The organism is Azospirillum cavernae, from assembly GCF_003590795.1.
Lineage (GTDB): Bacteria > Pseudomonadota > Alphaproteobacteria > Azospirillales > Azospirillaceae > Azospirillum > Azospirillum cavernae.
In genome coordinates, this window is record NZ_QYUL01000006.1 from 198,603 (window position 1) to 220,839 (window position 22,237).

Here is a 22,237-nt window from a genome sequence, read left to right on the forward strand (position 1 = left end):
TGAGGTTTGACACATGCGAGTTTTGGGAATTTCGGCCTATTATCACGACAGCGCCGCCGCGCTGATCGACGATGGACGCATTGTCGCCGCCGCCCAGGAGGAGCGGTTCACCCGCAAGAAGCACGACGCTGGCTTCCCGCACCACGCCGTCCAGTATTGCTTGGCGGAGTCCGGAGCGGGACTCGACCGGGTGGACCGGGTTGTTTTCTACGACCATCATGGGGCCAAATTCCAACGGCTCCTCGCCACCTATCTCGCTTTTGCACCGCGAGGGTTCACCTCCTTCGAGGCGGCGCTGCCCATGTGGCTTGGAGGGCGGCTGTTTCAAAAGCGCGTCCTGGTGAAAGAACTGTCCCAGTTGGCGCCACGGCGCGACTGGAATCACGACCTTCTGTTCGCAAAGCATCACGAAAGCCATGCGGCCTCCGCCTTTTATCCATCCCCTTTCGAGGAGGCGGTGGTTCTGGTGATGGATGGCGTGGGGGAATGGGCAACCACGTCGCTGGGCATCGGCCGTGGCAACGCCATCGATATTATTCGCGAGATCCGCTTTCCCCATTCACTTGGGCTGCTCTATTCCGCATTTACCTATTACCTCGGATTCAAAGTCAATTCTGGTGAATACAAGGTCATGGGGTTGGCTCCCTACGGAACCCCCCGCTTCAAGGAGACGATATTCGGGCGCCTTCTCAAGGTGAAGCCGGATGGCAGCTTCTGGATGGACCAATCCTATTTCGATTACTGCACCGGCCTGAGCATGATCAGCGAGCGGTTCTGCGAATTGTTCGGGGGGCCGCCCCGCCGTGCCGACGAACCGCTGACTCAGCGTCATATGGACCTTGCGGCTTCGATCCAGGCAGTCTGCGAAGAGGTCGTCCTCGGCTTGACCCGCGCGGCCGCGAACGAATTCGGCCTCGACCATCTGTGTCTGGCCGGCGGCGTGGCGCTGAACTGCGTGGCCAACGGCAAAGTGCTGCGGGACAACCGGTTCAAGCGGATCTGGGTGCAACCGGCGGCGGGCGACGCGGGCGGCGCCCTGGGGGCGGCGTTGGCCGTTCATCATCAGCTTCTCGGTGCGCCACGCCGCGCCGGCGGCGGTTCCGGTGGAGACGCCATGCAAGGAGCCTATCTTGGCCCGGCCTTCAACGATCCGGACATCGCGGCGCGGCTCGACGCGGCGGGCGGGCGCTTCCGCTCCCTGGACGACGCTGACCTCATCGAGACGTGCGTGGAGGATCTGTGCATGGGCAAGGCGGTGGGCTGGTTCCAGGGTCGCATGGAGTTCGGGCCACGGGCACTGGGCGCCCGTTCCATCCTGGGCGACCCGCGATCGCCCACGATGCAGTCGAACCTGAACCTGAAGGTCAAATACCGCGAATCCTTCCGCCCCTTCGCCCCGGCCGTGTTGGAGGAGGATGTCGGCCAGTGGTTCGATCTTAACGATTCCTCGCCCTATATGCTGCTGGTGGCCGCTGTGGCCGAACGCCATCACATCCCCATGACCATGAAACAGGAACAGCTGTTCGGCATCGAAAAACTCAATGTGCCCCGCTCCTCCATTCCCGCCGTGACCCACGTCGATTATTCGGCGCGGGTCCAGACGGTCCATGCCGACACCAATCCGCGCTTCCATCGGCTGATCACCCGCTTCAAGGAGCGCACGGAGTGTCCGGTGCTGGTCAACACCAGTTTCAACGTCCGTGGCGAGCCGATCGTCGGCACGCCGGAGGACGCCTTCCGCTGCTTCATGGGCACCGAAATCGAAACGCTGGCGATCGGCAATCTTCTTTTGCGCAAGGAGGATCAAGACCCGGCTTTGCGCGTCAACACCAGGGATCTCTATGAACCGGACTGACGGCGTTCCAAATGAAACCATCGCACCGATGACCCGGCGGGGCGAGGCGTGCCGACTTCAAGCCGAGGATGCTTGGCGGGACGGCCGCCTTGAGGATGCCGTCGCCCTGTTTCGGCAAGCCATCGCCTGTCTTCCGGACGATGGCGCCCTCCGACGCCGTCTGGCCAACGCGTGGAAGGCTGCGGAACGCCCTGAGGAAGCGCGGGCTTCCTACCGCGTTGCCATCGCCCTGGAACCGGCATGCGCCGATCTTCTGCGGCAATCCGGAAACCTGCTGCGCGAACAGGGGATGGTTGCTGCGGCACTGGCGGCGTACCGCCATGCTCTTGCCGTCAGGCTGGATATCGCGGCGCTGGTTCAGTTCCGTCTCGCTCTCATCGCCGCGGATGACGATGACGACGCGATCCTGTCGACGTGCCGCGCCGTTCTGGCCATCGAACCGGATCGGATGGCGGGATGGCGGGACTTGGCAGACTGTCTGTGCCGGATTGAGCAACTGGGCGCGGCACGGGCCGCCTATCGCCGACAGGAACGCTTGTGCCCCGGTCAGGCCATGGTCTCGCACAACATTGCCGTCCTCGATTCAATCCTGGGGCTGATGGCCAAGGGGAAAGGGATTTCTTCATGATGTCCTCTTCCCGATATCCCGGCAGACGTCGGCGGCGTTCTCGGCAACGAACTGCTCCAGCATCGGGCCAATCTCCATCGGAGCGTAGCCGTACAGCGCTTTTGCCCGCCTGCTCGACACGGTGAAGCGGGGGGCGCCGGGCGCTTCCCGCGTCACGATCTTCGAGTCTCCGCCCACTCCATCGACAACCCTGCGGGCGGCGTCGAGAACGGTGGTCATGCTGTCGGCCCCCAGGGTCACGGCGTCGGCCCCGTCCCACTCCATCCCCAGAAGACGGACGACGAACCGGGTCAGATCGTCGACATGAACCGCGTTGTTGAATGGGGTGTCCGGATTGAACACCATCACCTCTTTCCCGGCGCAGGCCGCTTCCATGACTCGACTCAGCCAGTTGCGCGTTGATCGTGGGCCAATGATCCCCGGCAACCGCAAGGCCAAGGAGGGGAAGCAGCCAGCACAGGCCCGCACCAATTCCTCCCCGATCTGTTTGCTGGCCCCGTAGGGTTCGGGCGCGTCGATGGCGGTCCGCTCATCGACAACGTCCGAAACGATCCGCCCGTAGACCGAGAGGCTGGAAAAATACACGAAGCGGCGTGCCCCCGCCGTCTTGGCTGCGGCGAGCAGGCGACGCGTGGCAAGAACATTGTCATGGGTCAACGTGGCGGTGCTCACACCCGGATCTGGCAACCGCGCGGCGGTGTGCACCACCGCATCGAAGGACCGGGGCAACCCGAGATCGCCGGCCAGATCGCCATGGAGAAGATCAAGCATGCCCGACTCAGGCATGGAGGACCACGCCGGTCCAGCCGCTGACCGGCCAACCACCGCCGTCACCCGATGCCCGGCCGCCAGCAGTCCAGCCATCGCATGTCGGCCACACAAACCGCCAGCCCCCGTCACCAAGACATGCATCGTTCGCGCCGCCTTCTTCGCCATTCACTGGCCCCGACATCCGCACCAGAAGACGGCAGGAGTGATTCCTTTTCCATCCCCTGACAGAATTAACTGTAACATCTCGGGCTTAGCATTCATCGAATTCTCCGGGAACCTTGCGGAATAGGCAATGGAGATGGGCATAGGAGGCCGAATCCGCCGTTGGCCGCGTGTATAAGGACGCGGCGGCGCCGAAACGTGAATTCAGGCTTCCCGGCGGATGGGGGCGAGGGCGAATTGACCCAATTTAAAATTTTCTCTGATAGACAGGGCGTGATCGAAGAAACCACGGAAGCGGAGGTTCGCATGGATGCCCTGACACCGGACGTCAAACGCCGATTGTACCGCTCGGTTTTCCGTCTGCGCCGCATAGAGGAAAGGCTGGCGGATCTCTACCGCGAACAGACGATGCGCACGCCTGCCCATTTCGGCGTCGGGCAGGAGGCGGTCGCCAGCGGTGTCTGCGAAGCGCTTGGCGCTCGGGATGTCGTGTACAGCCATCACCGCTGCCACAACCATTACCTCGCCCGAGGTGGGAAACTCGCGGGGTTGGCCGCCGAGCTTTACGGCCGGATCGACGGCTGTGCCCGCGGTCGTGGCGGCTCGGTGCATCTGACCGCGCGAGACCAGGGATTCATCGTCAGCAGCGCCATCCTGGGCCAGACCGTGGCGGTGGCGTGCGGCAGCGCGTTGGCGTTCCGCATGGATGGGGTGCCCGGGGTGGCCGTCAGCTTCTTCGGCGAGGCGACCTGCGAAGAGGGGGTGTTCTACGAGAGCCTGAACTATGCGGCCATTAACCGGCTGCCGGTTCTGTTCGTGTGCGAGAACAACCTGTATTCGACGGAAAGCCCACTGTCGGTGCGCCAGCCTGCCGGTACAGCGTTGACCGACCGCGCCGCCGCCTTCAAGGTCGAGGCCCATCAGGTTGATGGCAATGATGTCTTCGAGGTGTGGAACGCCGCGCGCCACGCCGTCGATTCGATCCGTTCCGGCGGAGGACCCGTCTTCCTCGAATGCATGACCTACCGTTGGCTGGAGCATGTCGGGCCGAAATTCGACCACGAGGCGGGGCGTTCCTATCGCAGCCGGGAGGAACTGGACCATTGGATCGCACGCTGCCCGGTGCGCCATGCCCGTGAGCGGCTTCTGGCCGAGGGGTTGGTGAGCAAGGCGGAACTCGACGCTTGGAGCGACGCGGTGGAGCAGGAAATCGACGACGCCGTTGCGACGGCCCGCGACAGCGCTTGGCCCGACGCGGCCGATTTGTTCGAAAACGTCCACTGATCCGCGGAAGAGGCACATCATGCGCGAACTCACCTACGCAGCCGCCCTGTCCGAGGGCTGTGTCCAAGCCATGGAGCGCGACCCGGCGATCTTCGTCACCGGCATTGCCGTGGACTATCCGTCGGGAATTTTCGGAACCACCGACGAAGCGCTCAAGCGTTTCGGCCCGTCGCGGGTCTTCGACGCGCCAGCCATGGAAAACGCGCTGACCGGCATCGCCATCGGGGCTGCGGTCATGGGCAAGCGACCGGTCATCGTTCACCCCCGCAACGACTTCATGTTTCTGGCCTTCGATCAATTGATCAACCTGGCGGCCAAATGGCGCTATATGTACGGCGGTCGCGCCGGGACGGTGCCGATGGTCGTCCGCGCGGTGATCGGCAAGGGATGGGGGCAGGGGGCGACCCATTCGCAGAGCCTCCAGGCGCCGCTCGCCCATTTCCCGGGGCTGAAGGTGCTGATGCCTGCCTGTCCCCAGGATGCCAAGGGATTGACCCTGGCCGCTCTGCAGGACGATTCCCCGGTCGTCATCCTGGAGCATCGGTCTCTGTATGGTCTGACAGGTCCGGTGGATGAGGCGCCGCTGCCCACGCCCATTGGCAAGGCCCGCATCGCGCGCGAAGGGCGCGACCTCACCATTGTGGCCGCCTCGGCCATGGTGGTGGAGGCCCTGCGCGCCGCCGAGGAACTGGCCCGCGAAGGCGTATCGGTCGAGGTGGTGGACGTACGGACGATCCGCCCGCTCGATACGGATACGATTCTCACATCGATACGCAAGACGGGGCGCCTGCTCGTCACCGACACGAGTTGGGCCTTCTGCGGCCTGTCCGCCGAAGTCGCCGCGGTGGCATCTGAAAAGGCTTTCGATGCCCTGAAGGGGCCGGTTCGTCGGCTGGCGGTCGCCGATTGCCCGGCGCCGGTTTCCGAACCGCTGGAGGCGGCCTTCTATCCCAGGGCATCCACCATTGCGCGGGCGGTTTTCGCCATGCTGGGAAAGACGTCGGCGGCCTTCGACGGGATCGATGCGGAAGACAACTTCAAGGGGCCCTACTGAATGGCACGGATTTCCCGCTGTCCCGTCTGCGACTCGGTCGGGGCCGTCGAGGCATGTCGGCGCGACATGCCCCTGCACACAGTTCGACGCTTCGGCGCAGGCGGCGGGGGCGACCGGTATGTGGAGTTGCGGCTGGTCGCCTGCGCAGGTTGCGGCCACCTTTACAACGAGGCCTTCGATTCGGAGCTGGGTGCGGAGATGTACGGCGACGGACCGCTGACCAACGTTCCGGTTCATCCGTCAATGACCGACAGGTTGCGGCAGTTGATCGTCTGGCTGGACGTGGAGGCGGTCAACCGGGCAGCGCCGCCCGATATCATCGAGATCGGCAGCGGCAGCGGGCATCTGGCACGGATTCTCGCGCCGCTGTCCCGGTCGATCACGGTGTTCGAACCAAACCGGTCGCTGACCGCCGCCATGCTGCCGGAACCGGCGATCCGGCTGGTGTCCGAGGAATTGCCGCCCGTCGGCCTACCGGAGAGCGCCGATCTGGTGATCTGCCGACAGGTGCTGGAACATCTGGCCGATCCCCTGGTCTTGCTGCGTGCCATCCGCTCTTGCCTGCGCGAAGGCGGTCGGGCCTATCTCGAGGTTCCCAACGGCGGCTACGTCTTCGAGCACGCCGCCTTCATGGATGTCCATCTTCCGCACGTCCAGTATTTCAGCCGTGACGGCTTCCTCCATCTGGCGCGGCGGGCCGGCCTGGCGCCAGTAAAGGAGCAATGGATCAAGGGGCGGCATGATTTCGGCATCCTCTTCACCGCCGTCGCGCCGGAGCCATGCCCTCCATCGCCGCCGCCCGGCGGCGATGCGGTCGACCTGGGTCAGCGCTTCACCGCCCGCATCGCCGCCGCCCGCGACCGGTTGTCCCAACTAGGTCCACGCATCGGCTTGTACGGGGCGACGGCGCAGGCCCAGTCCTTCGTCAACGCCATGGCGCCATCCCGCCGCTTTCCGGTCGTGTTCGACGACACGCCGGGCTTATCCGGCTTCGCCCTGTTCGACCGGCATCACGACATCCCGGTGGAGGCGCCCTCGGCGGAACGGCTCGCCACCCTCGACGCCGTGGTGGTGACCGCCTACCTGCACGATTCGGCAATCGCGCGGAACTTGCGGGCTGGTGGCTTCGCGGGTCCGATCCTGACGATCCGCGCGGATTTTCCGACGGACGAACCGGATGTGGACTGGCTGTACACGGACAGCGCCGCCGGTCCGCCGGGACGCTCGGAGGTGGCCGCCGATGCCTGAGGCGCATATCCTTCTCGGCTCCGCTCCGCTGTGGGGTGGTGGGCTTGCCGTTCTGCTGCTCTGCCTCGAAATCCTGGCGCGGGCGGAACGGGGCATCGCTCTGCTGTCCCGGCGGAATTTCATCGCTGAAGCATGGGGCGACCAGACGCTCGCGCATGATCCCGTAGTCGGCTGGCGGCTCCGTGACCATCACCACAGCGAGGACGGAGCGTTCACCACGGGGGATCATGGCGTCAGGCTGACGGGGACCGGCCCACCCTCCCAGGGGGGCATCATGATCGTCGGCGATTCCTTCACGGTCGGCCCCGGGCTGGCCGATGGCGAAACTTGGCCGGCGCATCTGGAACGGCGGCTCGGGCGCCCGGTCATCAACGGATCCTGCGGGGGGTACGGCGTCGACCAGATCGTTCTGCGAGCCGAACATCTGGCGGCGCTGTACCGGCCTGCGGCCATCGTTCTGGCCGTGCTCGACCATGATATCCTGCGCAACGGTTTTGCCCGGTTCGGCAGCCCGAAGCCCTGGTTCGTGCCGGACGCGGACGGCCTGCGCCTGGAGGGGGTCCCGATCCCGCAGCAGAAAAGCGACCGCCGCCCACGGGGGGTGCGCCGCATCGCCGGCCATTCCTATTTTCTGCAAACCCTGTTCACCCGTTTCGGCGCCAAGGATTGGTGGCTGGGCAGCGCGCCATTCGCCCGTGTCCACGGGGCTGCTGTTTCGTCCGAGATCGCCTGTCGCCTGATGCGCCGGGTGGCCGAACTGCGGGACCGGTTGAACGTTCCGGTGGCTGTGCTGATGCTCTACAACGCTCCCAGGCTGGGTGAAGAGGCGCCGGACTGGTTCAGCCCTCCCGTGCTCGATGCGGCCCGTCGGGAAGGTCTGATCGTCGTCGACAGTTTCCCGCCGTTGCATGCGCTTTGCCGCGACGACCCCGACCGTTTCGCAGCCTTGTGGTTGCCGACATCGTGGCGCACCTCGGACGCCACCGGTCTCGCCCGTTTCGACTACCTGTCCGACGCCGGAAGCGGCCTCATCGCGGCCATGGTGGCCGATGCCCTGAAGCGGAATGGCCGCCCTGACGCCGTCGTTCAGAACCCTGCGGCGATGCGCACCGCCACCACCAGTCCGTAGCTGGCGGCAAGCCCCCCCACGATTCCACCCGCCAGCAAACGCGCCCGCCAACGGCGCTTCCAGGTGGAATCGGGAATGCCCAATCGCTGGCAGATGACCGGATAGGCGTTGCGGACGTCGGTGAAGCCGAAGGCGGCCAGGGTATCGGCAGCTTCCGGCCAATGCTGGCTGGCCAGCAGAATGCGGCTGTTCCGGTCGGCGGCGCGCACGAAATCGGCGGTTGGGATGATCGGCAGCCCGGCAAAGGCGCCGGTCTTTTCCGTGTCGACGAAGCTGGCCACGCGATATCCGGCAGCCAAGAGCGCCTCGAACAGGGCTTCCCCGCCCCGTCCCGCTCCGAATATGTGGATCGGATCATCGGAATCCGGGGCGCCGACGTGATAAAGATGGATCATGAAGCCCGCTCACCCCTCAAGCGTTGCAGGACACCGTGACCATGGACACTCTTCTCGCCATCCTGTTCGCCTGCGTGCTGCTGTTCGCGGCGGTTGTCGTTCTTGTCGCACGGCGGGCGAAAAACCGCAAAGGGGCGCTGCCAAAGGACATCTACCCCCACTGGTGAATGCGCCGCCGGAGAGCGCGCCGCATGGCCGGTCAGGTGGCTTCGCTGGTGAGGCCGCCGATCATCGTCATGATTGCGTCCGGCCAACGGACAAGCGCCGTGTAGTAACCCAAGGTGCCGAGTTCACGCGCCAACCCGGTCTTCAGCGCGGCCTCCGCCTCCGACCGCCGCCCCAACCCCAGGAGGGCCTGGGCCTGGGCGAAATAGGGCAAGCGGAGCGGGATCGGCGAAGCGACGATGCGCTCCGCCTCGACCAACGCCTCCTTCATCTGGCCGGCGCCGTAAAGACAGATGCTGTGGACGGCCCGGTTGAAAGCCCGGTCGGGCGCCAGCCGTACGCCTTCGGCGGTGGTCGCAACGGCCTCATCAACCTGTCCGGCAGCCTGCAAGACCAGCCCAAGGAACGGCTTGACGATGAAGAACCGGTCGGTCGGCTTCGTCGCGGCCAGCCGAAGCCGCTCGACCGCCGCCGCCGTGTCGCCCAGCAATTGGCGGGCAACCCCGGAATAGGCCAGGAAATAGGCGTTCTCGGGATCGCGCGCCACCACTTGGTCGCACAGCGCAAGCGCCCCCCCGTAATCCTTGGAGACCAGAAGCATCCAATTCAGACTGTCCCAGGCGTTCATATCGTCAGGCGTCAGCCTTACGACATGGCGCATGTGGTCGAGCGCCGCGTCCACCGCGCCGTAGTTCCGTTCCCGGGTTCCCAAATAGACGTGGGCATCCAGTATGTCCGGTGAACGGCGCAGCAGTTGCCGGTAGAGGTCGGTTGCCTCGTCGTCCCGATGCAGGGCGGCGAAGCTGTTGGCCGCCGCGACCAGCAGGCCGAGATGCTCACCGACCGAATCGGGCCAACGATCCTCGACACCCCGTAGGATGTCCAGCGCCTCCGCCGGTTGGTGACGGTCCAGCGCATCCTCCGCCACTCCAATCAGGGCGTGGTGTTCGTAATCTGGATCCATCCCCAGAGCGCGGGTGTGCAGAGCATGCGCCTCGTCCGCCCGACCAAGCTGCTCCAGGATCAACCGCAGCCTATGATACGCCCGGTAGAAGGATGGGCAGGCGTCAATGCTGCGGCGCAACGCCGCCATGCCCGCCTCCGCATCGCCGCCAGCGAGCAGCGCGACGCCCATGTGATAGTGGTAGTTGGCGAAGGTGTCGGAACGGATGCGTTCCCGCCACCGATCGAAGTCGATACGGCCCACCGTATCCTGGAAGGTTGCGCCTGTTCCGGCGGCAGACGTGGCGGACATCGTGACTTCCATCGAATATTACCGCGAAACGGTAGCATTTCCGGCGCCGGTCCAGCAATGCTTCGAGGGAACGGTTATCCCGCCACCGTTCCAAGAATCAGGACGAGCAGAAGAAGCAGCGCTCCCGCTGCGGCGAACCCGGTCGCCTTCAGCCGCCCGCGTCGCCGCTCCCCGGCCACGGTCCCCCTGTCCCGGGTGGGGGCCAGATGTTCGACGATGATCGGATAGGCGTTCCACACCCTGCGGAATCCAGCAATCGAGAGTTGTATACTGATTTCCTCCCAATGCTGGCTGGCGATCACCACTGTGGCGTCGCGGTCGCCGGTGGCGAGAAAAACCGCAGAGGAGAGAACGGGCAAACCGTCCGCCTCCTCCCTCGGGGCGCGATCGACGAACGCTGTGACGCGGGCGCGCCCGGCCGCCTCGATCGCCCGCTTGACGATCAGACCGCCGCCGCCGGCTCCAAACAGATAAACCGGCCCAACCGCCTTCAGGCGCCGAGGATGAGAGAGCGTCTTCATGTGGGCGCGGTTTCCGAGTCGCTGACACGTGGACGGGGGCTTGGCGCGAGCAGGCCACGGGAGACCAGCGCCTGGGCGATGGCATCGGCGATGGCGTCGGCAAACGCTGCGGTGTAATGGACGGCATCGACATAAAGCGGTTCAGCGCGCTCGTCCTGAAGATCAGCCAGCCAGATGAAAGTGTCGCCCATGGGCGAAGCCGCGACCCATTCCGCCATCCGCGCGTAACCCATCCCGGACCGCTCATGCCCGCACAGACCCTGTGTCGGGTGCATCGCGATGTGATGGCGCAGGTCGTAACGATAACCGGGAACGGGCTGCCAGACGAACACCGCCCTCGTCCCGTTCTCTTCGGACACCCGTTCGATCACGTTCTTGTTGAAGAGATAACGGCGGATGACCGCATCAGCCGCCATGGGCGTGAGCGATTCGGTGCGGTAGACGGCGGTCTGTTCCGTCCGTGTCAGATGGCGGTCGATCAGGCGGTCGATCAGACGGGGAACCGGCAGGCTGTTCCAGAACATGCGCAGAGCATGCCAATTCGGCCGGGAGCCGGTTTCGTCGAGCCCACTCCTCGCATGCCGCCGCAAGGCGTCCCGGAAAATGGCTCCGGTCGCCGGAACCCCATCGTGGAAGTAGAAATCATTGAGGCCGTCGAGAAAGATCGCCATGTTCGGGATGTAGCCCCGACAGACAAGGTCCAGATATAAAAGCGCTTCCTGCGAGGAGAAATAAGCGCCCCGGCCAAAGTTATAGATCTTCACCTGTTTCTTGGTCGAACCGGCCAAGGCGTCCTGAAGCCGATTGGCGATGCCGGTCCAATCGGGACCGAAATGCATTGCCGTTGAACCGCCGAAAAAAAAGATCGTGTACTGATCAGATGGTGGGGGCCAGGGACCTTGCTCCATCACCGGGCGGAAGCCATGCTCGGACATGTTGAGGGTGATGCCCGTGACGGGCGAATGGCGAAATTCCACGAATGGCTCGTAGACATACCCGAACCTGTGCATGAGCCGGGTTTCCGCCTCGTACACCGGCCATTGTTCAGCGCTCAGCCGGAACCAGCCAAGGGCATGAGCCTTTAATGAACCATTGAGGCGCGAAAAAATATCATTCGGGTCGTCCTGAACGAAACGGGGCATTGCCGCGAGTACAGCCAGTGCCGCACCGTTCAAAAACATCAATGCCACGATAAGATAAACAATGTAGATGCCGATCTGCGCCATGTTGGAAAACACCTTCTTTGCCATTCCATGGAATAGCCGCCTGACGCAGGCTTTTTTGAATTAGATAGCCCAAGGTTTCCTGCCAATCAACGCGTTTGCCGCGACGGGTGGCGGCTTTCCTGTACGGTTGCCGGGACAGAGAACGGAAGCGGAGATCTGGACAGGGGGGATTTCCAAAAAACCGCTGATCGTCTATGGAGTTCCTGGGCGCAACGCGCGACCTTATGCGAGGAGCCGCAAAGATGTCCACGGCAGGAGCCACCCCCGGCAACACTCCCACCGCCAACTTGGCCGCCGAAGCGGCCGCTTTCGACCAAAGGATCCAGGAGCGCGTGGCCGCTGGCTTTGTGCCGGACCTACGACGGATGGCGCCTTGCGATTACTTCTACAAAAGCTTCTGGCGGGATCCGCATTTCGCCAACCTGTTCGTGGGGTGGAGCGTTGATCGCTACCTGCAACTCTTGAGCGATCGCTGCGGTCCCGGCCAACGCATCCTAGATGTCGGCTGCGGTCCCGGATACGTCTCGCTTGAACTGGCGCGCGCCGGGCATCACGTCACCGGCATCGACATCTCCGAAGCCAACATCGACATCGCGCGTCAAACCCTGGCGCAGAATCCCTGGCACGAGGGATTCGGCTCGCTCGACTACCAAATTACCCCGCTGCACGCGGTCAAGGGGTGCTGGGACGTGGTGCTGTTTTCAGTGTCGCTGCACCATATGCCCGATGTGGCGGCGGCGGTCGCCCACGCCCACACGCTGGTGCGTCCCAGCGGTTGGCTCTTGACGTGGGAGCCGTGCCACGACCGCTTCACCGAACGGGACGCGGCGACCGTGGCGCTGGTCCGCACCCTTCTCGCGCTTACCGGTCACTGGTATGAACCGGCGGACATCGCCAACCTGACGGACGAGAACAGCCTTGCCGCGCATGTCCGCGATGTATGGTCGGAGTACGTGTTCGAACGCGACCCGTCCGAACCGGATGGTCAGTCCCCCAACGATCTGGCGGCGGACGGCGCGGCGATCCTGGCCGCCCTACGGGGCCGCTTCGAAGAGACGGACTTCTTCCCCGGCTATTCCTACATCTACCGCCTGCTGGGCGGTATCCGCGGCGACGCGGCAACGGTCCGGCGGTTGGCCGACGCGATCACCCTGTTCGACCGGCTGTCGGTTAAGTCTTGGGGGCAAAATCCCAACCATTTCTTCTTCATGGGCCGACGCCGCGACTGAGCGGACCCTCCCCGCCCGTAATTTCTTCCGTAATGGGCGGTTGGTCGTCAAGCCCCCGAATGGATCATGTCGCCGGTTTCATGCTTCCGTCCGTGGTCAGCACGTGGCCGCCACACCATGCGGTCAGAAGGAAGCCGCGAGCCGATCTCACAGAGCGTGACGCCCGTCCGCAAGGGCGGGTTCACCAGCAATTGCCCGGCTTCATCGGATCCTGCGTCCCGGCGACGGGACCTCGGGCGGCTGGGCCGCTGATCAGCCCGACCGGAAACGGTTTGGTTCTTATGCGGCGGCGGTCTCCTTGCCGAAGCGGAAGTCGGCGCCCCCCACATCCGGTGGCGGACAGTGGCCAGCTTGCGCGCCAAGGCGACCTTGGCGCGCATCATGCCGCAGCGCTTGGCCACGTCCAGCGCCCAGCGCGAGAGTGTCAGGAATTCCGTGTGTGGCCGGGCGGTTGACCAATTTCAGGCCATAGCCCAGGTGAAGCGCTCACCGAAGAGGATGGCGAGCTGGGCCTTGGCCATGCACCACTCACGCGTCGGCATGGTCCGCTCTTTTTCGGTTCAGTTCAAGACCAGGAAGAACAGCTTGATGGCGGCTTCGTCGGTCGGGAAATGGCCCTGCGCCCGCACCGCTCGCCGCAGCTTGGCGTTGAACGGCTCGATGGCGTTTATGGTGTAGAGGATGCGCCGCACCTCGGCTGGAAAAACATAGAACGGCACGACCTCACTCCAGGCCCGCCGCCAGATTTGGCCGATGGCCGGGCATTTCGGCCCCAGGGGCTGTCCTCGAAGGCGGTGAGCGCGGCCTCTCCGGCGGCGGCATCGATGGTCCGGTAAAGGTCCTTCAGCGCGGTGGCGACCGCCTTCCGGTCCTTCCACGATACGAACTCAAGGCTGCCGCGCAACAGATGCACGATGCAGCTTTGGACCAGCGTGTCGGGGAAGGCGGCGCGGATGGCGTCGGGGAAGCCCTTCAATCCATCGACCACCGCCAGCAGGATGTCCTCGACGACGCGGTTCTTCCGCTCGTTCATCACCCGCAGCCAGAACTTGGCGCCCTCGTTCTGTTCCAGCCAAAGACCCAGCACCTCCTTGGCGCCGTCGGCACGCACGCCGAGGGCGACATGGACCGCCTTGTTGCGAACCAACGCTGCGCGGGCTTACGCCGCCTTCGGCGACGGTCCTGCTCGCCATCGCGGATCTTGACGCGCAGGGCGTCGAAGAACACCAGCGGGTAGACCGCGCCTCCAGCGGCCGCGCCTGCCAGCTGACGGTCTCGTCCAGCACGGCGTCGGTCACCGCGCTGATCAGGTCGGGCGACACCTCCACCCCATACAGCTCGCGCAGGTGGCCGGTGATCTCCCACACGCTCATGCCGCGCACGTACAGCGACACGATCTTGTCGTCGAAGCCGGGAAACCGGCGCTGGTACTTTGCGATCAGTTGCGGGCCGAAGCTGGCCCGGCGGTCCCGTGGGATCTCCAGTTCCAACGCTCCGGCGCCGGTCAGCACCGTCTTGCGACCGTAGCCGTTGCGGCTGTTGCCGGCCTCCGCCTCGCTGGCCAGATGATGGTCCATCTCGGCGTTCAAGGCGCGCTCGCTCAGCGCCTTCTTCAGCCCGTCCAGCAGGGCGTCCGGTATGACAGGCGGTTTGCGACGGGCCATTCGAGGTCTCCTTCTTCCTCAGTATGCCCGGCCACACACGGAATTCCTGACACTCTCGCGCTGGGCGCTGGACGTGGCCAAGCGCTGCGGCATGATGCGCGCCAAGGTCGCCCTGGCGCGCAAGCTGGCCACTGTCCGCCACCGGATGTGGGGGGGGGGCGCCGACTTCCGCTTCGGCAAGGAGACCGCCACCGCATAAGAACCAAACCGTTTCCGGTCGGGCTGATCAGCGGCCCAGCCGCCCGAGGTCCCGTCGCCGGGACGGAGGATCCGATGAAGCCGGGCAATTTCTGGTGAACCCGCCCTTGCGGACGGGCATCACGCTCTGTGAGATCGGCTCGCGGCTTCCTTCTGACCGCATGGTGTGGCGGCCACGTGCTGACCACGGACGGAAGCATGAAACCGGCGACGTGATCCATTCGGGGGCTTGACGACCAACGGCCCATTACGGAAGAAATTACCAAGCAAACGCCACCTCACCGAAGACGATCAGGACCATCGCCGAATTTGCAGCATCTTAACGGACGCTATCGAAATCGCTGCCCAATTGAGCCAGTGGCGGAGTCACATTGACAGAATCAATGCGGAGTGATATTGGTCCCCGCAAAATCAGGGTCCAACCAAGAATTACATTGTTGCTATCTTGGTGATCTCTGAAGAGGCAAAAATCTTATTGTTATGAGAGAACTATGAAATTCCACATGCACACAGAGGTCACCTCCATCGTCGAAAATTCCATCTTTATAACGGGTGGATCACGCTCTGGAACGACGATGATGAGTCGTCTCGTGAATTCTCTGTCGAATGTGGAAAATTTTTTGAACATCCTTTTGTTTACCTTCATTTTTATCTTATCGATAAAATCGAGGAGAGCGCTTGGCGCTTTCAGTTGGAAGGATTCCTAGTCGAAGAGTTGATGCTACAAGCAATGTGTGGGCGGATTCTCAATTTCAATTCGCATGATGATTCTTGGGTTTTCCATGGTCGTCCACGCGAGGAAATCGAAGCTCGAATGGCGCGGACTTGGCGCCGACAGGAAGCGTTCCCGCTCATGCTTGATCGCAGACTTGCATTCAAAATGCCGGAAATGCTTCCGCAGCTTGATCGTTTAAAGATGTACTACCCCAACATGACATCCTTGGTTATGTTGCGACGCCCAGAAAGCGTGATCTCTTCAGTTATGAAGAAGGGCTGGTATTCGGACGATCAGATGCAGGGTATAAATGGGGAGTTTATCTTTAAGACTGGATACAGCAAGAGAATTCCACCTTGGGTTCCCGACGGAATGGAGGAGAAATATATTGCAATGCCTGAAGTTGAACGGGCAGCTTTCTGCTATATTCTCCAGTATGAAAATCTAATATCTCGCAAAGACTGCGTGGTTGTTGATTACGATAAGATGATGCTTGATCCATATAATTATTTTTCTGCGGTGTGCGAACGAATTGGATGCAGCTTTGGATCTCTGACGAATGAAATAATTCAAAGTATTCGAGAGCCGTCTAAAGACAGATCTGTTGAAGTCAATATGATTACTCCTGAGTATCGTCAAAAATATCTGACGTTTATGAGACATGCCGAGCGCTTGCCATCAGATAAACGATTACTTTAAGAGTCTGTTCGACAGCCTGTACAGTGGGGAACTCGTCGGAGTGGCATGGTGCCCATAGCGATCAGAATCATGCCGCCTGACACATCGATGCGTCGTTTGAAATCGCGGACCAATCGTCTCGAACGTGTCATCCATCTGAAAATTCGCTCGACAACCCATCGTCTTGGCAGAAGCTTGAAGCCCAAGTTCAGCATCGGTGCGTTTGACGATTTCGATCGTGAAGTCGAGGTGGGCGGCTTTGTCCATTAATTCTACTATGCCATAGAGTGCGCAGTTGATGGCGGCAGGGACATCGTTGGAGATTTCGAGCGAGCATCCGGACGATAGCGATGCGCAGGGTGGCAATGGACGTCGGGACATGGCCTTCAAGACAGAGCGGCGGAACTCGGGTCAGTACATTATTGGGACTCAGATATACGGTAGGGCGCCCTACCCCGGCAGCATCGCTTGGCGATGGGCGGCGATGAGACGCGAGACGGTCGCTTCACTGATGTTGTAGAGGCGAGCCATCTGCGCCGCCGTCCGCCGTCCGGATAGGACGTTGTCGATGACATCCGCCTGCTGGACGGGATTGAGCTTGTGCCGGCGGCCTCCAATTCGGCCTTCCGCCCGCGCCGCCGCCAAGCCGGCCCGGGTCCGTTCCCGGATCATGGCGCGCTCGAATTCGGCGAAGGCGCCGACCATCTGCATCATCATGCGGCCGGCGGGGATCGTGGTGTCGACGGCCTCGGTCACCGAACGGAAGCCGGCGCCCCTCTCCTCGATCCGGTCCAAGATCGCCAGCAGATCCTTCAACGACCGTGACAGCCGGTCGAGCTTCCAAACCACGACGACATCCTCGGTCCGGATCTGGTCGAGCAGGCGGTGCAACTCCGGCCGATCCCAGCAGCCGCCGGACGCGGTCTCTTCGAAGAAGCGCTCCACCCCGGCCTGGGTCAAGGCGCGGCGTTGAAGGGCGGTGCTCTGGTCGTCGCCCTTGGAGACCCGGAGGTAGCCGAGAAGCAAGGTGCCACCCTTTCACAAACGTCCGTTTTTGGAAGCGTATCGCGCTTCCCGAGCGGGCTTGACGCAGGGCAATCGCTTGAAAGTTATCCGGCCGCCAGAGTGATGGCTTTCGCAGGTAGTCGTCATCCCAAGCGGCTGTTTTTCGCCGGACTTTCAGGCTTGCCTTGTCAGGAATCGCGCGGAAGAGGTTGAGAGCGGAATGACGGATCACAGCCATATTGGCGGGTCTGTTTTCGGTTCTCAGGCGCATGAGGTCGTCGTGGAAGACGACGTCGAGGACCCAGTGGAGGCGGTTTTCGATGCCCCAGTGGGCGCGGACGGCTCGGGCGAACTGAGCGGCGGACAGCGGCGCTGACGACAGGTAATAGCGTCGGGCTGTGCTGGTTTTGCCGTCTTTTTCGACGTCGGCCTCGATCATGCCGATCATGGCGAGGCCAGGGAAACGGGTTCTCCGGGAAAGCGGCGGTTGGTGGTGAGCCAAGCGACGTCATGGCTGACGGCGTGGCGCCGGATCTCAATCCGGCCATGGTCGCCATCGGTGGTCTCATGGCGGTCAAAGGCGTCGCCTGGCTCTTGATGAAAGAACAGCCGCACGTCATCGGCCAGGGTTGGCCAGTTGTCTTTGAGGGCAAGGAGATAATCGGCGTCCTTGGCGCGGATGGCTTCGGCGATGGACCGCTGGCAGCCCATCGCGTCGATGGTGACCAAGGCTCCTTTGAGTTCAAGACGCTCCAACAGCGCCGGGATCGCGGTGATTTCGTTGCTCTTGGCCGCCACGGCTTCCTGCCCCAAGACCAGACGCTGGCGGCTGGCCCAGGCCGACACGGTGTGGAGCGGGCTTTCCTCAGCCCGCCGCGCCCGGCGCGAGGTTTTGCCGTCGATGGACGATGTCCGGGTCGCCATCGCGCAGATCCGCCACCCAAGCGGAAAAACAGGCGGAAAACAGCCTGGCCGGCAGAGCGTTCATCACGTCGTTGAGCGTATCGTGCGAGGGAATACCTCGCTCGAAGGGCAAAAGGCTGCGCAGAAAATCCTCTTTGCGCCGCGCCCAGCGTTCGATTTCAACGAAATCTTCCCCTCCCGCCATCGTGCCGCACAGGATCACCAATAGGATTTCCGGCAGCGGATACACCACTTTCCAAGCCTGGCGCGGATCCTCCAGCGCCGAAAAATGATCCAAAAGCGACCGTGCCTGCATGGGATGAGCCTCCGATTCGAGGCCCTCTATGAATCACAGCAAGCCCCGTACCGGAATCCCCTCGTCTTCAAGCGATTGCCCTGCCTTAGACGATCAACGATTGATTTTAATGATAGCAAAGTATTAGTTTTCTTCTGAGCTATCGATATCTTCTCTGTCAGTCGTGAGGAGCGCGGTCGGCTTGCAAGGGCGAAGATGGCTATCTTCGACATTGTCTGCCGTTGTCGGGCAGTTCATGCGAAAAGCCGGATTCCAAGGGGTTGGGGTACTGCCGCGTCTCGGTTTTGCAGACCGGCTCATGCAAAATGTCGGCAGTTCATGCGAAAAGTCCGTTTCAGGAATCACGGGATCATCTTCAACCCATTGGAAATCGGGAGTTTATCCCAAAACAGCCCTCGTCTTCCGCAGTGTTGGCCAGCCCCGTCAGGCGACTGTTTGGTCTGGGATTTTGTCGCGCGGCATCTGCGCGCCGACGGCCGCCGAGCGGGAGGAATGGAGTGGTCCAACTGGGGGCCTGTTCCGGCTTCCGTTCCGCCCGCTCAGCCCCCCTTGCGGACCGCTGTAAAGGAATTGGCGCGCTCTGAAACGACCGTTTACTCTCATTCTCATAGACTTTACAAAGGGGTATCCTGACGCTTTTTTCAGCTTGGAATCCGCCATGGCGCTCATCGGCTACGCCCGCGTCTCGACCGACGATCAGACCACCGCCGCCCAGATGGACGTGCTGCGCGCCGTCGGCTGCGCCACGATTTTCGAGGAGAAGGCCTCGGGCGCCTCGCGGGCCCGGCCGGAACTGGCACGGACCCTGGCCCGCCTCAGCCGGGGCGACACGCTGGTCATCTGGAAGCTGGACCGGCTCGGTCGCTCGCTGTCGCATTTGCTGGAGGTGATCGAGGACCTGCGTGGGCGTGGTTGCCACTTCCGCTGTCTCACCAGCCCGATCGACACCGCCAGCCCGCATGGCACGCTGGTGCTCCAAATGCTCGGCGCCGTGGCCGAGTACGAACGTTCGCTGATCCGCGAGCGGACGCGGGCCGGGCTGGCGGCCGCCAGGGCGCGGGCCGGGTCGGTGGCAACCCCAAGCTGAAGCAGGGCGACAAGGTGACCGCGCAGCGTCTTGCCGACCGGCAGCGTCAGCTCTACCTGCTGGAGTTGACCCGCACGGCGGAGGAGTGGCTGCCCACCGTGCGGCGGCTTCGGCCATCCCGCTCCTGGGCGGCGGTGACGCGCGCCGTGAACGCCAAGCTGCCACCGGGTCGGCACTGGACCGCCGAACGTTTGCGTCGGGCCGTCCGCGTCTTCGTCGATGAAGGGCTGGCCAACCGGGTGCTGCTCGACAAGGTGCCCTCGGTGCGCGCCGACGACCGGCTGATGGTGCTGGTGGCTGGCATCGCCCGAGCGAACCCGAAGCTGTCGCTTCGGGCGATCGGCGCCCAGTTGGAGGCAATGTGGGAGACAACGCCACGTGGTGGGCACCTGGGCGGCGGCGTCGGTCAAAAATCTGTTGGATCGTGCCGCGCGCAGGGACTTCTGTCTGCCAGCCCGTCAGTCGGCACGAATGATTAGAGCATCGAGCGTTTAATCTGGCGCATATCCAGCGTGCTTGAGGTAGTTCCAGCATTCCTCATGCGTATAGAGGTCAGATGGAGCCGACGGCATTTTCCCAATGGTGCGCCGATGCGTGGAGATGGGCCTTGAGCTTGGCGAAGGCCATCTCGATGGGGTTGAGGTGTAGGGGGGCAGAAAAAAGGCCCTTTTTCTTTGAGGATGGCTTTGGCCTTTTCGCTTTTGTGGCTGGACAGGTTGTCGAGGATGACGACGTCGCCCGGTCGCAGGTGGGGGCAAGCTGAGTCTCGACATAGGTTTCGAAGAGAACCTTGTTCATCGCGCCCTTGATGATCCAGGGGGCGGTAAGGCCATCGCAACGCAAGGCGGCGATGAAAGTCTGGGTTCCCCAATGGCCGAATGGCGCTTTTGCCTTGAACCGCTGGCCGCGCTTGGCTCGCCCGCGCAGCCGGGTCATCTTGGTGGTGGTGGCGGTTTCGTCGAGGAACACCAACCGATCCGGTTCCTCGCGCATCCGGGGCTGGCGGTGGTTTCGCCACGTCCGACGGTCATCAGCGACATCAGCGCGACCGGCTTCGGTCGCCAGCACTGTTTTTTTTGACGGTGAAGCCGCTGGCGATCAGGAAGCGCGACAGCGAGGCGGGTGAGCCGTGATCCCGCGCTCGGCTTTCAGCTTGGCCGCCAGTTCCGGCATGGTGATGTCGCCCTGAGCCTCCACCCAACCGATCAGAAGCGCGGCGTGGGGAGCCAGTTTGCCGCCTCCCGGCGAACGTCCTTGCGCGCGAAGCCCCCGAAGGCATCTCCGCTGCGCCCGGCCCCGCGCCGCTGCCCCCCGCACCACCGTCCCCGCCAACCCAATCCCTAAGGAATTGAATGTGTGAATCATGGCGAAAAAACAAACGCAAGCCTTCGATTCAGATTTCACGCGCGATGCTCTAAGGCCCTATGGAGCGTAAACAGCGTCATGTCCTCCAACAGACAATCCCACAGGTGGACGATGTCCAAGCTCCCGGATCGCGCGATAATCGAATGGGGTCTGAATGGAGCGCCCAGTCAGCGTATGCGTTTCAAGGGGAGCCATCTTGTCGGCGATGGAGCGACCGCTGTGGATCAGGTGCAGAATTTCGATGACGTCGTGCGGCGGTTGGGGAACGCGCAAGCTTCCGGTCGTATCGTCGATCAACGGCCTTGCTTCTCCCAACACCCAGTTGAAGCGGGCGGGCAGAAAAGCGGCGTCGGCATGGCGGCGGTGAACCGCCAGATTCAAAGCGGTCTGCTCGAAGATGTGATACAGCGTGTCCGACCGTTCCATCGAGAAGTCCAGGATTGGGCCAATTTCCGCCGCCCACAGGTCCCAAATCGGCGAGCCGGTCGGCATGGCGAAAACCCCGGAACAAATTTCGCCCAGCACCAGCATGGTTTGCGCCAAAGCTTCGGGCAACAGTGTTCGGTACACCGGCAGAATGGCTGCCCGCGCCTTCAACGCTCCCAGCCCGTGATAGCGGGTGTAGGCTGGATCAACCGTTGGCACGACGGCGATGTCCCGACCTGCGGCGGCGGCGGCCAGCGTCGCAAGCGCGGTCGGCGTCGCCACCCAGGTGTCGGCGTCGAGCCAGATGTAGGTCTGGTAGCCGGGAAAATAATCGCGGAGATGGGGGCGGGCGGTCATCGCCTTGATCCATTCCGGCGGTCGGAAACGGGCTTGGTGCTCGGCGCTCATGTGCCAATCGGGGACGGCGAAGCGATCAACGTAGGGGGCGAAGCGGTCGCGATCCTCGACCGTCAACCCGGTGTCGAGGATGCCGACCGGCAAACCCCCGCCATGGTCGCGCACGGACTCCAGAAGCCCGGCCAGCAGCGGCGCATACGCCGTGTTCGCCGAGGTGACGATGATGGTGTCTGCGGGTGTCATGACGCGCCGCCCTCTCGATGTTGCTCGGTGCGCAGATCGCTCCGCAGATGTTCCAGCGCGGTTGTCCATCCGTCATCCGATCTTTGCCGGTACACGGTGAAACCGGGAAACCATACGCTGTGTGGGCCATCGCCCAGCCAGCGAAACTCCGCCGGGAACGGCACGAGGACCCGCGCGTTCAAACCCAGGGCCGCGCGCAGATGCGTGTTGGTGTTGCTGACGCCGATCACCTCCTCCAGCAGAGCGAGAAGCGCCAGCATCTCTTCCAGATCCTCGTTGAGCGCGCCAAAATCGACGACCGACCGACCAACCAACTGGGCGAAAGCGGCCACCTCGCCCATTTCCGGCTGGCGCTGCA

General features: G+C 63.1%; 19 protein-coding genes and 6 pseudogenes. 12 read left to right on the forward strand and 13 right to left on the reverse strand.

Annotated elements, in window-relative coordinates; translation table 11 throughout:
• Positions 1 to 13 precede the first annotated feature (13 nt).
• Positions 14 to 1,855, forward strand: a complete 1,842-nt coding sequence (locus D3877_RS28750; protein WP_119834227.1) for a carbamoyltransferase family protein — start codon at positions 14 to 16, stop codon at positions 1,853 to 1,855.
• Positions 1,842 to 2,483, forward strand: coding sequence for a tetratricopeptide repeat protein (locus tag D3877_RS28755; RefSeq protein WP_119834228.1), 642 nt, complete (start codon positions 1,842 to 1,844; stop codon positions 2,481 to 2,483). Before D3877_RS28750 ends, D3877_RS28755 begins: the two co-directional genes overlap by 14 nt.
• Here the strand turns inward: D3877_RS28755 and D3877_RS28760 are convergent.
• The gene (locus D3877_RS28760; protein WP_119834229.1) at positions 2,478 to 3,419 is read right to left on the reverse strand and encodes an NAD-dependent epimerase/dehydratase family protein; all 942 of its coding nucleotides are present in this window, start codon (positions 3,417 to 3,419) and stop codon (positions 2,478 to 2,480) included. The genes D3877_RS28755 and D3877_RS28760 overlap by 6 nt on opposite strands.
• A 270-nt stretch (positions 3,420 to 3,689) precedes the next feature.
• Between D3877_RS28760 and D3877_RS28765 the strand changes: the two genes are divergently transcribed.
• From D3877_RS28765 to D3877_RS28780, 4 genes are all read left to right on the forward strand, one after another.
• Entirely contained in the window at positions 3,690 to 4,700 is a 1,011-nt protein-coding gene (locus tag D3877_RS28765) for a thiamine pyrophosphate-dependent dehydrogenase E1 component subunit alpha (RefSeq protein WP_199721033.1), read from the forward strand.
• 19 nt (positions 4,701 to 4,719) lie between these two features.
• Complete coding sequence (locus D3877_RS28770) at positions 4,720 to 5,754, forward strand: alpha-ketoacid dehydrogenase subunit beta (RefSeq protein ID WP_119834230.1); 1,035 nt, start codon at positions 4,720 to 4,722, stop codon at positions 5,752 to 5,754.
• 66 nt (positions 5,755 to 5,820) lie between these two features.
• On the forward strand, positions 5,821 to 7,002 hold the full coding sequence (locus D3877_RS28775; protein ID WP_158600050.1) for a class I SAM-dependent methyltransferase: 1,182 nt from the start codon (positions 5,821 to 5,823) through the stop codon (positions 7,000 to 7,002).
• Positions 6,995 to 8,131, forward strand: a complete 1,137-nt coding sequence (locus D3877_RS28780) for an SGNH/GDSL hydrolase family protein (protein WP_119834232.1) — start codon at positions 6,995 to 6,997, stop codon at positions 8,129 to 8,131. The genes D3877_RS28775 and D3877_RS28780 overlap by 8 nt, the downstream gene beginning before the upstream one ends.
• Here the strand turns inward: D3877_RS28780 and D3877_RS28785 are convergent.
• Positions 8,089 to 8,526, reverse strand: coding sequence for a hypothetical protein (locus tag D3877_RS28785; protein ID WP_119834233.1), 438 nt, complete (start codon positions 8,524 to 8,526; stop codon positions 8,089 to 8,091). The two genes, D3877_RS28780 and D3877_RS28785, sit on opposite strands and share 43 nt — an antisense overlap.
• 41 nt (positions 8,527 to 8,567) lie before the next feature.
• Between D3877_RS28785 and D3877_RS30915 the strand changes: the two genes are divergently transcribed.
• Positions 8,568 to 8,693 carry a hypothetical protein gene (locus D3877_RS30915; protein ID WP_274379669.1) on the forward strand — a complete coding sequence of 42 codons (126 nt, stop codon included), beginning with the start codon at positions 8,568 to 8,570 and terminating at the stop codon, positions 8,691 to 8,693.
• Between the two features lie 32 nt (positions 8,694 to 8,725).
• Here the strand turns inward: D3877_RS30915 and D3877_RS28790 are convergent, their stop codons facing one another.
• From D3877_RS28790 to D3877_RS28800, 3 genes are all read right to left on the reverse strand, one after another.
• Positions 8,726 to 9,946: a tetratricopeptide repeat protein gene (locus D3877_RS28790; protein ID WP_158600051.1), complete on the reverse strand. Its 1,221-nt coding sequence runs from the start codon at positions 9,944 to 9,946 to the stop codon at positions 8,726 to 8,728.
• Positions 9,947 to 10,020: 74 nt separating this feature from the next.
• Positions 10,021 to 10,467 carry a PglD-related sugar-binding protein gene (locus D3877_RS28795; RefSeq protein WP_119834235.1) on the reverse strand — a complete coding sequence of 149 codons (447 nt, stop codon included), beginning with the start codon at positions 10,465 to 10,467 and terminating at the stop codon, positions 10,021 to 10,023.
• Entirely contained in the window at positions 10,464 to 11,693 is a 1,230-nt protein-coding gene (locus D3877_RS28800) for an SGNH/GDSL hydrolase family protein (RefSeq protein ID WP_147395321.1), read from the reverse strand. Before D3877_RS28800 ends, D3877_RS28795 begins: the two co-directional genes overlap by 4 nt.
• A gap of 242 nt (positions 11,694 to 11,935) precedes the next feature.
• On the opposite strand from D3877_RS28800, the gene D3877_RS28805 reads away from it, so the two are divergent.
• Complete coding sequence (locus D3877_RS28805; protein WP_158600052.1) at positions 11,936 to 12,922, forward strand: class I SAM-dependent methyltransferase; 987 nt, start codon at positions 11,936 to 11,938, stop codon at positions 12,920 to 12,922.
• 279 nt (positions 12,923 to 13,201) lie between these two features.
• On the opposite strand, the pseudogene D3877_RS28810 reads toward D3877_RS28805, so the two are convergent.
• Positions 13,202 to 13,353: pseudogene (locus D3877_RS28810) on the reverse strand (IS110 family transposase); the annotation flags it as partial.
• Positions 13,354 to 13,383: 30 nt separating this feature from the next.
• Positions 13,384 to 14,586, reverse strand: a pseudogene (locus D3877_RS28815) (IS256 family transposase).
• A gap of 43 nt (positions 14,587 to 14,629) precedes the next feature.
• Here D3877_RS28815 and D3877_RS28820 point away from each other — a divergent pair.
• Together D3877_RS28820 and D3877_RS28825 are read left to right on the forward strand one after the other, a co-directional pair.
• Positions 14,630 to 14,785 (forward strand): annotated as a pseudogene (locus tag D3877_RS28820) (IS110 family transposase); the annotation flags it as partial.
• Between the two features lie 852 nt (positions 14,786 to 15,637).
• Positions 15,638 to 16,198, forward strand: coding sequence for a sulfotransferase (locus tag D3877_RS28825; protein ID WP_158600053.1), 561 nt, complete (start codon positions 15,638 to 15,640; stop codon positions 16,196 to 16,198).
• Here D3877_RS28825 and D3877_RS30745 read toward each other — a convergent pair.
• The 3 genes and pseudogenes from D3877_RS30745 to D3877_RS28840 form a co-directional block, all read right to left on the reverse strand.
• Positions 16,195 to 16,380: pseudogene (locus D3877_RS30745) on the reverse strand (transposase); the annotation flags it as partial. The gene D3877_RS28825 and the pseudogene D3877_RS30745 sit on opposite strands and share 4 nt — an antisense overlap.
• Before the next feature lie 247 nt (positions 16,381 to 16,627).
• Entirely contained in the window at positions 16,628 to 17,203 is a 576-nt protein-coding gene (locus D3877_RS28835; RefSeq protein ID WP_119834087.1) for a recombinase family protein, read from the reverse strand.
• Positions 17,204 to 17,315: 112 nt separating this feature from the next.
• Positions 17,316 to 18,401 (reverse strand): annotated as a pseudogene (locus D3877_RS28840) (ISAs1 family transposase); the annotation flags it as partial.
• 658 nt (positions 18,402 to 19,059) lie between these two features.
• On the opposite strand from D3877_RS28840, the gene D3877_RS30750 reads away from it, so the two are divergent.
• Positions 19,060 to 19,488, forward strand: a complete 429-nt coding sequence (locus D3877_RS30750) for a recombinase family protein (RefSeq protein WP_238475154.1) — start codon at positions 19,060 to 19,062, stop codon at positions 19,486 to 19,488.
• Positions 19,489 to 19,502: 14 nt separating this feature from the next.
• A complete protein-coding gene (locus tag D3877_RS30755) occupies positions 19,503 to 19,967 on the forward strand; it encodes a hypothetical protein (protein ID WP_238475155.1) in 465 nt (154 codons plus the stop codon).
• A gap of 73 nt (positions 19,968 to 20,040) precedes the next feature.
• Here the strand turns inward: D3877_RS30755 and D3877_RS28850 are convergent, their stop codons facing one another.
• The 3 genes and pseudogenes from D3877_RS28850 to D3877_RS30065 form a co-directional block, all read right to left on the reverse strand.
• A complete protein-coding gene (locus tag D3877_RS28850) occupies positions 20,041 to 20,457 on the reverse strand; it encodes a transposase (protein WP_238475157.1) in 417 nt (138 codons plus the stop codon).
• A gap of 453 nt (positions 20,458 to 20,910) precedes the next feature.
• Positions 20,911 to 21,879, reverse strand: coding sequence for a hypothetical protein (locus D3877_RS28855; protein ID WP_119834090.1), 969 nt, complete (start codon positions 21,877 to 21,879; stop codon positions 20,911 to 20,913).
• Positions 21,876 to 22,237, reverse strand: a pseudogene (locus D3877_RS30065) (hypothetical protein); the annotation flags it as partial. The gene D3877_RS28855 and the pseudogene D3877_RS30065, both read right to left, overlap by 4 nt.